Annotated in this window: 15 protein-coding genes; 9 read left to right on the top strand and 6 right to left on the bottom strand. The window is 63.6% G+C overall.

Annotated elements, in window-relative coordinates:
* A partial coding sequence (locus VA602_RS05025) for a PA0061/PA0062 family lipoprotein (RefSeq protein ID WP_456154085.1) occupies positions 1 to 219 on the top strand: 219 nt, incomplete at its 5' end.
* A gap of 37 nt (positions 220 to 256) precedes the next feature.
* Here the strand turns inward: VA602_RS05025 and VA602_RS05020 are convergent.
* Positions 257 to 490, bottom strand: a complete 234-nt coding sequence (locus VA602_RS05020) for a DUF1161 domain-containing protein (RefSeq protein ID WP_063541964.1) — start codon at positions 488 to 490, stop codon at positions 257 to 259.
* A gap of 65 nt (positions 491 to 555) precedes the next feature.
* The gene (locus tag VA602_RS05015) at positions 556 to 981 is read right to left on the bottom strand and encodes an OsmC family protein (RefSeq protein ID WP_054893389.1); all 426 of its coding nucleotides are present in this window, start codon (positions 979 to 981) and stop codon (positions 556 to 558) included.
* 157 nt (positions 982 to 1,138) lie between these two features.
* Here VA602_RS05015 and VA602_RS05010 point away from each other — a divergent pair, with 157 nt between their 5' ends.
* Complete coding sequence (locus VA602_RS05010) at positions 1,139 to 2,143, top strand: LLM class flavin-dependent oxidoreductase (RefSeq protein ID WP_323452652.1); 1,005 nt, start codon at positions 1,139 to 1,141, stop codon at positions 2,141 to 2,143.
* 125 nt (positions 2,144 to 2,268) lie between these two features.
* Here VA602_RS05010 and VA602_RS05005 read toward each other — a convergent pair whose 3' ends face one another.
* Positions 2,269 to 2,490, bottom strand: a complete 222-nt coding sequence (locus VA602_RS05005) for a DUF1161 domain-containing protein (RefSeq protein WP_323452651.1) — start codon at positions 2,488 to 2,490, stop codon at positions 2,269 to 2,271.
* 109 nt (positions 2,491 to 2,599) lie between these two features.
* Entirely contained in the window at positions 2,600 to 2,815 is a 216-nt protein-coding gene (locus VA602_RS05000; RefSeq protein ID WP_054893392.1) for a dodecin, read from the bottom strand.
* Positions 2,816 to 2,966: 151 nt separating this feature from the next.
* On the opposite strand from VA602_RS05000, the gene VA602_RS04995 reads away from it, so the two are divergent.
* Complete coding sequence (locus tag VA602_RS04995) at positions 2,967 to 3,290, top strand: DUF883 family protein (RefSeq protein WP_054893393.1); 324 nt, start codon at positions 2,967 to 2,969, stop codon at positions 3,288 to 3,290.
* On the opposite strand, the gene VA602_RS04990 is transcribed toward VA602_RS04995, so the two are convergent.
* Complete coding sequence (locus VA602_RS04990; protein ID WP_323452650.1) at positions 3,287 to 4,180, bottom strand: LysR family transcriptional regulator; 894 nt, start codon at positions 4,178 to 4,180, stop codon at positions 3,287 to 3,289. The two genes, VA602_RS04995 and VA602_RS04990, sit on opposite strands and share 4 nt — an antisense overlap.
* A 221-nt stretch (positions 4,181 to 4,401) precedes the next feature.
* Between VA602_RS04990 and trpB the strand changes: the two genes are divergently transcribed.
* The 3 genes from trpB (at position 4,402) to VA602_RS04975 (ending at position 6,858) form a co-directional block, all read left to right on the top strand.
* Entirely contained in the window at positions 4,402 to 5,619 is a 1,218-nt protein-coding gene (trpB, locus tag VA602_RS04985) for a tryptophan synthase subunit beta (RefSeq protein ID WP_323452649.1), read from the top strand.
* The gene (gene trpA / locus VA602_RS04980) at positions 5,616 to 6,425 is read left to right on the top strand and encodes a tryptophan synthase subunit alpha (RefSeq protein WP_200603472.1); all 810 of its coding nucleotides are present in this window, start codon (positions 5,616 to 5,618) and stop codon (positions 6,423 to 6,425) included. The genes trpB and trpA overlap by 4 nt, the downstream gene beginning before the upstream one ends.
* A 124-nt stretch (positions 6,426 to 6,549) precedes the next feature.
* Positions 6,550 to 6,858: a hypothetical protein gene (locus VA602_RS04975; protein ID WP_323452648.1), complete on the top strand. Its 309-nt coding sequence runs from the start codon at positions 6,550 to 6,552 to the stop codon at positions 6,856 to 6,858.
* A 43-nt stretch (positions 6,859 to 6,901) separates the two neighbouring features.
* On the opposite strand, the gene VA602_RS04970 is transcribed toward VA602_RS04975, so the two are convergent.
* Entirely contained in the window at positions 6,902 to 7,825 is a 924-nt protein-coding gene (locus tag VA602_RS04970) for a choline sulfate utilization transcriptional regulator (protein ID WP_323452647.1), read from the bottom strand.
* Between the two features lie 111 nt (positions 7,826 to 7,936).
* On the opposite strand from VA602_RS04970, the gene betC reads away from it, so the two are divergent.
* The 3 genes from betC to VA602_RS04955 all read left to right on the top strand — a co-directional run.
* A complete protein-coding gene (gene betC / locus VA602_RS04965; RefSeq protein WP_323452646.1) occupies positions 7,937 to 9,454 on the top strand; it encodes a choline-sulfatase in 1,518 nt (505 codons plus the stop codon).
* A 14-nt stretch (positions 9,455 to 9,468) separates the two neighbouring features.
* Positions 9,469 to 10,398 carry a choline ABC transporter substrate-binding protein gene (gene choX, locus VA602_RS04960; RefSeq protein WP_323452645.1) on the top strand — a complete coding sequence of 310 codons (930 nt, stop codon included), beginning with the start codon at positions 9,469 to 9,471 and terminating at the stop codon, positions 10,396 to 10,398.
* Between the two features lie 68 nt (positions 10,399 to 10,466).
* A partial coding sequence (locus tag VA602_RS04955) for a SulP family inorganic anion transporter (RefSeq protein ID WP_323452644.1) occupies positions 10,467 to 11,756 on the top strand: 1,290 nt, incomplete at its 3' end.

Raw genomic sequence — 11,756 nt, 5'->3', positions numbered from 1 at the left:
CTGGTGGTGCGCTTCGACTACGAGCTGACTGCCGGGCTCTTCACCACCAGCCCGACCGAGCGCACCTGCTACCTGACCGTGCGCTTCGACAACTTCAAGGCCGGCGAACGCTATCGCCTCGAAGCCCGGGCCCCGGCGATGCAGCCGCAGGTATACCTGTACGACGCCAATCGCCAGGTGCTGGTAGACGAGCCAAGCAACATCTTCTGCATTCCATGAACAACGGGGTCGCACTGCGACCCCGCTGCAACGACCGCTATTGGTCGTTCTTCTGGTAGATGATCTTCTTGGTCCCGCCATCGCAGCTGCCAACGACCATGTTCTGATCACTGACTTCGCTGTTCGGTACGATTTCCAGGGTGTAGGAAGGCACCCCAGCCGCCTGGATCTTCGCCTCGATCTCGGTCTTGAGCTCCTCGCACGGCTTGACTGCCGCCAGCGCGGAGGTGGCCAGCAACGAAGCCAGCACGGCGAATGCTACGCGGATCATGGAACGGCTCCTCAAAGGGCAGGCATGCTGCCGACCCTTCCAGACTACAGCAAGCAACGCCTCACCTACGAGAGCAGCGTCGCATCCAGGCTGATCGTCGCGTTGAGTACCTTGGACACCGGGCATCCCGCCTTGGCCTTGTTGGCGATCTCCTGGAACTGCGCCTCACTGGCACCGGGCACCTTGGCCTTGAGGGTGAGGTGCACGGCGGTGATGGCAAAGCCATCGGCCTGCTTGTCGAGGCTGACTTCAGCGATGGTGTCGATGCGTTCAGGCGTCAGCCCGGCCTCACCCAGCATCATCGATAGCGCCATCGAGAAGCAGCCCGCATGGGCCGCGCCGATCAGCTCCTCGGGGTTGGTCCCAGGCGATCCCTCGAAGCGGGTATTGAAGCCATAGGGGTTCTGCTTGAGGGCGCCACTCTCGGTGGACAGCAGGCCCTTGCCATCCTTGAGCCCTCCCTGCCAGATCGCCGATGCTGTCTTTTTCATGATGCCTCCTGGATGTTCAGTGGGTGTCACTACGGATTCTGAGGACACTGCCTACAGCAAGTTCAGATCAATCCATAGCCAACCATTGAATCCATCGCCGGGTGCCCATACAGAGTCACAAAGGCCCTTGGCCAATCACTTTCCTGCGGAGGCTCCGATGACGCAGCTGCGCGACCTGAAGATATCCACCCTCGACCTGGTGCCCGTGCGCGCCGATGCCGGCCCAGCCCAGTCGCTACGCAACTCGCTGGACCTGGCGCAGCATGTGGAGCGTTTGGGCTACAACCGATTCTGGGTGGCCGAGCATCACAACATGGACGGCATTGCCAGCTCGGCGACCTCGGTGCTGATGGGCTATCTCGCCGGCGGGACCTCGCGCATCCGCATCGGCTCGGGCGGGGTGATGCTGCCCAACCATGCGCCGCTGGTGATCGCCGAGCAGTTCGGCACCCTGGCCAGCCTCTACCCCGGTCGTATCGACCTGGGCCTGGGCCGCGCGCCCGGCTCCGACCAGATGACCGCCCGCGCCCTGCGCCGCGAGCGCTCTGGCAGCGCCGACGACTTCCCCGATGATGTCGATGAACTGTCGCGCTACCTCGGCCCGCGCACCGACGATCAGAAGGTCATCGCCGTGCCCGGCCACGACACCGAAGTACCGATGTGGCTGCTGGGTTCGAGCCTGTTCAGCGCGCAACTGGCCGGCATGCGCGGCATGCCCTACGCCTTCGCCTCGCATTTTGCGCCGCGCTACATGCATGAGGCGATCCGCATCTATCGCGACCATTTCAAGCCATCGACGACGCTGGACAAACCCTACGTGATGCTGGGTATCCCGATGGTGGTGGCGGACAGCGACGAGAAGGCCGAATACCTGGCGACCTCGGTCTACCAGCGCATCCTCGCGCTGATCCGCGGCCAGAGCCTGATGCAGCGCCCACCCGTGCAAAGCATGGACGGGCTGTGGCTACCCCATGAGCGTGATGCGGTGGGGAGCTTCCTCGGGCTGGCGATGATCGGTAGCCCGCAGAAGGTGCGGGCGAAGGTGGAGGTGCTGCTGGAGCAGACCGGCGCAGATGAGCTGATCTTTACCTGCGACCTGTATGAACATGCGGACCGGCTACGCTCGTACGAGCTGCTGGCGCAGGCGTTGAAGGGCGAGTAAATGCCACCTGTGGGAGGGCGTGCGCCGCGAAAAAAAACGTGTGGCCTGTACAAGGCAACGCGGTGTCTTTTTCGCGGGTAAACCCGCTCCCACACTTACAGCGTTCGGTTGAGGTCAGCGTCGCCTCACCCCCGGCGATAGACGATTTCCTTGGTCCCGGCCTCGCAACTGCCAATCACCTTGCCGGCCGGCGTGCCCTTGTCGACGATCTCCAGCGTATATCCCTGGACTCCCTTGGCATCGAGCTTGGCTGCAATTTCGCTCTTGAGCTCCTCGCACGGCTTGCCTGCCGCCATGGCACCACCGGCCAGCATCATCAGGCCCATTGCCAAAAACACTTTCTTCATCGTCATCGTTCCTTATGCGGATCAAAAAAGCAGGATAGGGCACCGGCGTGTGCCGGTGCCCCTGGAAGTCATACGCCATAAAGCAGGAACAGGCTATCCCCGCACTGTTTCAACTGTTGGCGATGCGGAACCCGACCTTGAGCGTGACCTGGAAATGCGCGGCCTTGTTGTCACGGATGTGACCACGAGTTTCGACCACCTCGAACCACTCCAGGTGCTTGATGCTCTTGCCGGCTTCGGCGAGGGCATTGTTGATCGCATCTTCGATACTCGTGGGCGAGGAACCGACGAGTTCAATCTTCTTGTAGGTGTGATGATCGGACATGAGCGCTCTCCTTGGATGATGTGCTGGATTGAGCCTAGCAGCGCAGGCCCGGTTTACCTGCGAGCCATCGCCTCGGGTGAAAGTTCGATCGCACTTTCGCCACATCGCGCAGTCGCACTCTTTACACCCTACTCAGCGAAGGAGAGTCCACATGGCCCGTAACGCACTGCGCAAGACCTCACTGGAAAGCATGGAAGCTGAGATCGAAAGCCTGCTCAAGACGCTGGAAGACCTCAAAGGCGATGCTTCGGAAGAAACGCAGAAAACCATGAAGGCGCTGCGCGGCAACGCCCAGAACGCTCTCAAGCATTCGCGCAGCCTGCTGACCGACGCCTACGAAGAAGTGAAGACCCGCACCCGGGAAACCGGCATCGCAACCCGTGACTACGCCCAGGAACACCCTTGGACCACGGCTGGCGTGGCCGTTGGCGCGTTGGGCCTGCTCGCCGCCTACCTGCTGTGCCGTCGCAACTAACCCTGCGCCTGCAACTCCCGGCGCAACCACTGCGCCAGCTGCTCGGCGCGCCCATCTGCGGCGCGCCGCGGCACCCATAGCGCCAACGCCGCCGGCGTCGGCGAAAAACCCCACGGCGCCGCCAGGCGCCCCGCTCGCAGGTCGTCCGCCACCAGCGGTTGCGGCGCGATCGCCACCCCCAAGCCGGCCACCGCTGCCTCCAGCAGGTAGTACAGGTGCTCGAATGCCTGCCCAAAGGTCAGCGCACTGGCATCCAGCCCTTGCTGTGCAGCCCAGGTAGGCCACGCCTGTGGGCGCGAGGTGGTGTGCAGCAAGGCCTCACCCAACAGGGCACCCGCAGGGGCCTGGTGCAGGCGCTCGAAGCCGGGAAAGTGCGGGCTGAGCACCGGCCCGATACGTTCCTCGGCCAACACATGCACCTGCATGTCGGCGGGCCACGGCGGCTCGGCATACACCAGCAATGCATCCAACCCTGGGCGGCGCGGATCGAGATCCCCCTCTCCGGCCGACAAGTGCAGGCGCAGCTCAGGCAGATCGGCCTTCAAACGCCCGAGGCGAGGAATGAACCACCGCGCCAACAGGCTGCCGGAGCACCCCAGTACGAAGGGCGCATCGCTGACATCGCGGCTGAGTTCGGCGCACACACTGCGCAGGCGATCGAAGGCATCGAAGCTGGCATCACGCAGGCGAGCCCCGGCATCTGTGAGTTTGACGCCACGCCCATCCTTGACGAACAGAGCAACGCCCAAATGCTCCTCGAGCACCTTGATCTGCCGGCTCACCGCGCCATGTGTCACGTGCAGCTGTTCGGCGGCCTGGCTGACGCTGTTCAGCCGGGCAGTGGCCTCGAAGGCGCGCAGGGCATTGAGGGGTGGGAGGTCCTGGAGCATTTGACTTGTGAGTTTTCCTGACGAGTTGTCGCAATCTTATCGGTTTTCAGGGGACGTTGCGCTGGGTAGAGTAGGCCCATCGATCAGTGGTGGCCTCTTCGCGGGCAAGCCCGCTCCCACAAGTGCAATGCTGTATTGAGCATCACACCGTTTCTGTGGGAGCGGGCTTGCCCGCGAAGAAGGCAACACGATATCCAATCCAGACCCCTATGGAGCGCCCCATGTCCCAGTCCCAATACCGCCCCGGCCCTGACGCCAATGGCCTGTTCGGCTCGTTTGGCGGCCGCTACGTAGCCGAAACCCTGATGCCCCTGGTCCTGGACCTGGCCCGCGAATATGAAGCGGCCAAGGCCGACCCCGAGTTCCTCGAGCAACTCGCCTACTTCCAGCGCGACTACATCGGCCGCCCCAACCCGCTGTACTTCGCCGAGCGCCTGACCGAGCACTGCGGCGGCGCAAAGATCTTCTTCAAGCGTGAAGAACTCAACCACACCGGCGCGCACAAGGTGAACAACTGCATCGGCCAAGTGTTGCTGGCCAAGCGCATGGGCAAGAAGCGCCTGATCGCCGAGACCGGCGCCGGCATGCACGGCGTGGCCACCGCCACCGTCGCTGCGCGCTTCGGCCTGCCTTGCGTGATCTACATGGGCGCCACCGACATCGAGCGCCAGCAGGCCAACGTGTTCCGCATGAAGCTGCTGGGCGCCGAGATCGTTCCGGTCACCGCCGGCACCGGTACCCTGAAAGACGCCATGAACGAGGCCCTGCGCGACTGGGTCACCAACGTCGAAGACACCTTCTACCTGATCGGCACCGTGGCCGGCCCGCACCCTTACCCGGCGATGGTTCGCGACTTCCAGTCGATCATCGGCAAGGAAACCCGCGCCCAGTTGCACGAGAAGGAAGGCCGCCTGCCGGACAGCCTGGTCGCCTGCGTCGGCGGCGGCTCCAACGCCATGGGCCTGTTCCACAACTTCCTCGAAGACGAAAGCGTGCAGATCATCGGCGTCGAAGCCGGTGGCCATGGCGTGCACACCGACAAGCACGCAGCCAGCCTCAATGGTGGAGTCCCTGGCGTACTGCACGGCAACCGCACCTACCTGCTGCAGGACGACGATGGCCAGATCACCGATGCCCACTCGATCTCCGCAGGCCTGGACTACCCCGGCATCGGCCCCGAGCACGCCTACCTGCACGAAGTGAAGCGGGTCGAATACGTCAGCATCACCGACGACGAGGCCCTGGACGCCTTCCACGCCACCTGCCGCCTCGAAGGCATCATCCCGGCGCTGGAGAGCTCCCACGCCCTGGCCGAGGCGATCAAGCGCGCCCCGAGCCTGCCCAAGGATCACTTGATGGTCGTGTGCCTGTCCGGCCGCGGCGACAAAGACATGCAAACCGTGATGAACTACATGGCTGCCCAGGAGAAACAGGCATGAGCCGTCTTGAACAACGTTTCGCCGACCTGAAGGCCGAAGGCCGCTCGGCGCTGGTCACCTTCATCACCGCAGGCGACCCTGGCTACCAGGCCTCGCTGGAAATCCTCAAGGGTCTGCCCGACGCCGGCGCCGATGTGATCGAGCTGGGCATGCCCTTCACCGACCCGATGGCCGACGGCGTGGCGATCCAGCTCGCCACCCTGCGCGCCCTGGAAGCCGGCCAGACCCTGGCGAAAACCCTGGAGATGGTCCGCGAATTCCGCGTCGGCAACCAGACCACGCCGATCGTGCTGATGGGCTACTACAACCCGATCCACCGCTTTGGCGTGGAACAGTTCGTCGCCGAGGCGAAGGCCGTTGGCGTCGATGGCCTGATCATCGTCGACCTGCCGCCAGAGCACGACGCCGAGCTGGCAACCCCGGCCCAGGCTGCGGGCATCGACTTCATCCGCCTGACCACCCCGACTACCGACGACGTGCGTCTGCCACGTGTGCTCGAGCGCAGCTCGGGTTTCGTCTACTACGTGTCGGTGGCGGGTGTAACCGGTGCAGGCTCGGCGACCACCGAGCACGTCAAGGAGGCCATCGCCCGCCTGCGTCGCCATACCGACCTGCCGATCAGCGTCGGTTTCGGCATCCGCACGCCGGAGCAAGCTGCAGCGATCGCCAAGCTGTCCGATGGCGTGGTGGTGGGCTCGGCACTGGTCGACAAGATCGCCCAGGCCAAGTCACCCGAGCAGGCTGTGAGCGATGTACTGAGCCTGTGCTCGGCGCTGGCTGAAGGGGTGCGCGGCGCCCGGGGCTGAGGGGGAACTGGCGTACGAGAGTTCCATGCACATGCATTCGGCTACCTGATAATTTTGCTAGTTGTGTAAGGCCTTCAGAGATCGCAAGCTGAAAGCTCACTAACTTGCTGAAGGAATAGCCGATATGCGTGTACTCTCAACCGCGCTTCTTGCTCTGTTTATGTCAGGCACTGCACTTGCTGCAACCTGCCCAGAGCCCAAGGACATCAAGGAAGCCTCGACACAATCCACCGAGGATGGCTTCAGTGGCTATCACTACACTGCGGCAGACGGCAAATGGAAAGGCTTTGCGCCAAATGCAGATGACAAGGGCACCAAAGAAGTTGAGCTGGCCTCGTTGAAGCTTGTCAACTCCCAGGAAGGTTCGATCTCCGTCATTTGTCGCTACACGGACGCCAAAGGCGGAGGCCTGAGTCTTTCAAGCAAGAAATAACAAAAGGGCGCGTAACGCGCCCTTCTTTCGCGTATTTCTTGGCTCAATCCGTAGCAACAGATGTATTCGAGAGGCTGAGCTCAAGCTCCAGCCACTCCACGAACCGTTCGATCAACGCCCCACGCCGCTTGCGCGGGGGCAACACCACGTAATACCCACGCGACGAACGCAGACTCCCTTCCACCGGCCGGCACAGCAATCCCTGCTCGACCAGCCCATCGACCAGATGCCCCCAGCCAATCCCGACACCTTGCCCGGCGATTGCCGCCTGGATCAGCAGGGTGTAGTTGTCGAACCGCAGCTGCCCCGGTGGCGGCGGGCTGGCTAGGCCAAAGCCACGAAACACTCCGGCCCAATCGAACCAGCGGCTGGCCTGCTCACCGCGCAAATGCAACAACGGCAAGCGTTGCAAAGCCACGGCTGACAAGGGTTTGCCATCAGTCAGCCGAGGGCTGCAGACCGGAAACACCTCTTCATCGAACAACCAGCGGCTTTCGCCCTGATGAAAGCGCCCGTCGCCAAACAGTACGGCCACATCGATATCGGGGCGCAGCATCCCCTGGCTGCGCTCGCCGGTCACCAGGCTCACGTCCACCTGTGGATAAGCCTCGTGAAAACGCTGCAGCCGGGGCATCAGCCAGAAAGCGGCAAAGGCGAAGTCGGTGGCCACCTGCAGCACCTCGCGCTGCCCACGACCGCTGGCCTCGGCAATGCCTTCATCCATCGCCTGCAAACCCTGGTGGACCTGCTCGAACAGCGACTGGCCCGCATCCGTAAGCGCGATACCCCGGTAGATCCGGTCGAACAGGCGCGTGCCCAACTGCGCCTCAAGCCGCTTGACCTGCTGGCTCACAGCCGGCTGAGTGGTGCCCAGCTCCAGTGCCGCCGCCGTAAAACCGCGCAGACGCGCCGCCGCCTCGAACACACGCAAGCTTTCCAGTGACATGCCCGCAAGGTGCTCAAACATAAGCTCAGCTAATCCCAGTCATTGCCCGCCATGGGCTTTACCCATGTTATCCACAGTCGCATCCTCGATCGCAAGCAATTCACATAACGTTCGACGATGGAAGGGCACCCCATGAAGCAACCCAATATCCTGTTCATCATGGCCGACCAGATGGCCGCGCCCATGCTGCCGATCTACAACCCCTCGCCGATCAGGATGCCCAACCTCGCCCGCCTCGCCGAACAGGCAGTGGTCTTCGATTCGGCCTACTGCAACAGCCCGCTGTGCGCGCCGTCGCGCTTCACACTGGTCAGCGGCCAGTTGCCCAGCCGTATCGGCGCCTACGACAACGCCGCCGACTTTCCCGCCGACATCCCCACCTACGCCCACTACCTGCGCCGCCTCGGCTACCGCACCGCGCTGTCGGGCAAGATGCACTTCTGCGGCCCTGACCAGTTGCACGGCTATGAAGAGCGCCTGACCAGCGACATCTATCCCGCCGATTACGGCTGGGCGGTGAACTGGGACGCCCCCGACGTGCGCCCGAGCTGGTACCACAACATGTCCTCGGTGCTGCAGGCCGGGCCGTGCGTGCGCACCAACCAGCTGGATTTCGACGAGGAAGTGGTGTTCAAGGCGCAGCAGTACCTGTACGACCACGTTCGCGAGGATGACGGTCGGCCATTCTGCCTGACGGTATCGATGACCCACCCGCACGACCCCTACACCATCCCCCGGCGCTACTGGGATCTCTACGAGTCTGTGGATATCCCCCTGCCGCGCGACGAAATCGCCCAAGACCAGCAAGACCCTCACTCGCAGCGCCTGCTAAAGGTCTACGACCTGTGGAACAAGCCGCTGCCTGTGGACAAGATCCGCGACGCGCGACGCGCCTACTTCGGAGCCTGCAGCTACATCGACGACAACATCGGCAGGCTGCTGCAGACCCTCGAGGATTGCGGCCTGGCCGACGACACGCTGATCGTGTTCTCCGGCGATCATGGCGACATGCTTGGCGAGCGCGGGCTCTGGTACAAGATGCACTGGTTCGAGATGTCGGCGCGGGTGCCATTGCTCGTCCATGCGCCCAAGCGTTTCGCCGCGGCGCGGGTCAGTGCCAGCGTGTCCACCTGTGACCTGCTGCCGACCCTGGTCGAGCTGGCGGGCGGGGCTGTGGATAACAGCCTGCACCTGGACGGCCGCTCGCTGCTCGGCCACCTGCAAGGGCAGGGCGGGCACGACGAGGTGATTGGCGAATACATGGCCGAGGGTACGGTCGGGCCGCTGATGATGATTCGGCGTGGCGCGTACAAGTTCGTGTACAGCGAAGACGACCCGTGCCTACTCTACGACCTGAGCCGCGACCCGCACGAGCGGGAGAACCTCACCGGCAGCCCGGATCACCAGGGCTTGCTGCAGGCATTTGTCGATGAAGCCCGGCAGCGCTGGGACGTTTCCAGCCTGCGCCAGCAGGTGCTGGCCAGCCAACGCCGCCGCCGTCTGGTGGCCGAGGCCCTGGCCATCGGCAAACTGAAAAGCTGGGATCACCAACCCTTGGTCGACGCCAGCCAACAGTACATGCGCAACCATATCGATCTCGATGACCTCGAGCGCAAGGCACGTTATCCACAGCCCGCACCTATGGATTGAGAAGAGAGGCCGCCATGCAGAAGTTCTCCACCGCCGTGATCGCCCTGGCCCTGGGCCTGAGCATCTTGACCGCCCAAGCGGCCGACAGCGACACGCAATGCAGTACCGTCAAACTGGCTGATCCCGGCTGGAGCGATATCGCCTCCACCAACGCCATCACCCGCCTGTTGCTCGAAAGCCTGGGTTACCAGGTGAAGATCGACAGCCTCGCTGTACCGATCATCTACGGCGGCCTGAAAGACGGCCGCGTGGACGCCTTCCTCGGCAACTGGATGCCAGCGCAGCAGGGCTTTCATGACAAATTCATCGCCACCGGCGACGTGAAACAATTGTCGCGCAACCTCGAAGGCACCCAGTTCACCCTGGCAGTGCCCGACTACGTGTGGAATGCCGGTATCAAGGACTTCGCCGACCTGCAGAAACACGCCGAGCAGTTCGACAAGAAGCTCTACGGCATCGGCTCCGGCGCGCCGGCCAACCTGTCGCTCAAGGAAATCATCGACAAGAATGAGTTCAACCTCGGGCAGTGGAAGCTGATCGAGTCCAGCGAGCAGGCGATGCTGGCACAGGTCGACCGCGCCGTGAAGAAGAACCAGTTCATCACCTTCCTCGGCTGGACACCGCACCCGATGAACGTGAAGCTGAAGATGCACTACCTCACCGGTGGCGAGAAATGGTTCGGCAGCAAGGGCGAGGTGTTCACCCTGGTGCGCAACGGTTATCCACAGGCGTGCCCGAATGCCGCGAAGCTGCTGGGCAACCTGGCATTTACCCTGGATATGGAGAACGCCATCATGGCCGAGGTTGTGGACAAGAAGGTCAGTTTCGACCAGGCAGCCAAGGCGTGGGTGAAGGCGCATCCACAAGTCCTGGAGGCGTGGCTCGCCGGCGTGAGCAGCAAGGCTGGCGGTGATGCACTAGAGGCCGTCAAGGCCAAACTCTGATTGCCCGCTGCCGCGGTGGGTATGAATCCGCTCCAGAAAGGGGCAAAACTCAGGACTGTGAATAACCCATGCCCCGCCTGACCCAGCTGCTGCCCTTCCTGACCTGGCTTCCCCGGCAATCGCGCCGCAGCCTGCGCCAGGACCTGCTGGTGGGTCTGAGCGGCGCGATCCTCGCCCTGCCGCAGTCCATCGCCTATGCGTTGATTGCCGGCCTGCCCGCCGAATACGGCCTGTATGCGGCCATCGTGCCGGTACTGATCGCCTGCCTGTGGGGGTCGTCCTGGCACCTGATCTGCGGTCCCACCGCCGCCATCTCCATCGTCCTCTACGCCAGCATCAGCCCGCTGGCCGTGGCCGGCAGCAGCGACTACGTGACCCTCGTCCTGCTGCTGACCTTTCTTGGCGGGGTGTTCCAGCTGCTGCTCGGGCTGCTGCGCTTCGGCACGCTGGTCAACTTCGTCTCCCATTCCGTGGTGCTCGGCTTCACCCTGGGCGCCGCCATCGTCATTGCCCTCGGCCAGTTGCCGAACCTGATGGGCATCGACTTGCCCAGTCAGGCCACGGCACTCAAGACGGCCCAGGACCTGTTCGCCCATGCCCGCGAAGTGGACGTGCCCTCGCTGGGGCTGGGCCTGGCCACCTTGCTGATCGGCATCGCCATCAAGCTCTTGCGCCCGCGCTGGCCGGCGCTGTTGATAAGCCTGGTACTGGTGAGCCTGGTGGCGTGGCTGCTGCCCGGATACTTCGCTCACGTGCCCCGCGTTCCCGCATTCAGCGGCCATCTGCCGCCCCTGAGCCCGCTGCCGTTGCTCGACCTGGACCTGATCCTGCGCCTGCTGCCCAGCGCCGTGGCGGTGGGCATGCTCGGGCTGGTCACCAGCCTATCGATCGCTCGCTCGTTGTCAGCCCGTTCCGAACAACTGATCGACGCCGACCAGGAGATTCGCGCCCAGGGTGTTTCCAACATGGTCGGGGCGTTTTTCTCGGGTTACCTGTCGTCTGGTTCGTTCACCCGCTCCGGACTGAGCTTCGAGGCGGGCGCCCGCTCCCCTATGGCCGGGGTGTTCTCGGCGCTGTGGGTGGCGCTGTTCGCCGTGGCCGGTGCCGGGCTCATCGCTCACCTGCCGATCCCGGCGATGGCCGGCAGCATCCTGCTGATTTGTTGGGGGCTGGTGGATCACAAGGCGATTCGCGCGCTGTTCCGCGTCAGTCGTTCGGAGTTCCTGGTGATGGCGCTGACCGCTGCGGCGACTCTATTGCTGGAGCTGCAGACGGCGATCTATGCGGGAGTGCTGGCGTCGCTGTTCTTCTACCTCAAGCGCACCTCGCGGCCACGGGTGCAGCAGAGCCGTGAAGGG

It is taken from the genome of Pseudomonas machongensis, assembly GCF_034961125.1.
Classification (GTDB): Bacteria; Pseudomonadota; Gammaproteobacteria; order Pseudomonadales; family Pseudomonadaceae; genus Aquipseudomonas; species Aquipseudomonas machongensis.
Note: the sequence above shows the minus strand (reverse complement) of the source record. Positions and strands in the feature narration are given on the sequence as shown.

What these genes read in the sequence shown, in the direction of transcription:
- VA602_RS05020 (WP_063541964.1), bottom strand. Translation starts at nt 490, where the DNA reads ATGATCCGCGTAGCATTCGCCGTGCTGGCTTCGTTGCTGGCCACCTCC.
- VA602_RS05015 (WP_054893389.1), bottom strand. Translation starts at nt 981, where the DNA reads ATGAAAAAGACAGCATCGGCGATCTGGCAGGGAGGGCTCAAGGATGGC.
- VA602_RS05010 (WP_323452652.1), top strand. Translation starts at nt 1,139, where the DNA reads ATGACGCAGCTGCGCGACCTGAAGATATCCACCCTCGACCTGGTGCCC.
- VA602_RS05005 (WP_323452651.1), bottom strand. Translation starts at nt 2,490, where the DNA reads ATGAAGAAAGTGTTTTTGGCAATGGGCCTGATGATGCTGGCCGGTGGT.
- VA602_RS05000 (WP_054893392.1), bottom strand. Translation starts at nt 2,815, where the DNA reads ATGTCCGATCATCACACCTACAAGAAGATTGAACTCGTCGGTTCCTCG.
- VA602_RS04995 (WP_054893393.1), top strand. Translation starts at nt 2,967, where the DNA reads ATGGCCCGTAACGCACTGCGCAAGACCTCACTGGAAAGCATGGAAGCT.
- VA602_RS04990 (WP_323452650.1), bottom strand. Translation starts at nt 4,180, where the DNA reads ATGCTCCAGGACCTCCCACCCCTCAATGCCCTGCGCGCCTTCGAGGCC.
- trpB (WP_323452649.1), top strand. Translation starts at nt 4,402, where the DNA reads ATGTCCCAGTCCCAATACCGCCCCGGCCCTGACGCCAATGGCCTGTTC.
- trpA (WP_200603472.1), top strand. Translation starts at nt 5,616, where the DNA reads ATGAGCCGTCTTGAACAACGTTTCGCCGACCTGAAGGCCGAAGGCCGC.
- VA602_RS04975 (WP_323452648.1), top strand. Translation starts at nt 6,550, where the DNA reads ATGCGTGTACTCTCAACCGCGCTTCTTGCTCTGTTTATGTCAGGCACT.
- VA602_RS04970 (WP_323452647.1), bottom strand. Translation starts at nt 7,825, where the DNA reads ATGTTTGAGCACCTTGCGGGCATGTCACTGGAAAGCTTGCGTGTGTTC.
- betC (WP_323452646.1), top strand. Translation starts at nt 7,937, where the DNA reads ATGAAGCAACCCAATATCCTGTTCATCATGGCCGACCAGATGGCCGCG.
- choX (WP_323452645.1), top strand. Translation starts at nt 9,469, where the DNA reads ATGCAGAAGTTCTCCACCGCCGTGATCGCCCTGGCCCTGGGCCTGAGC.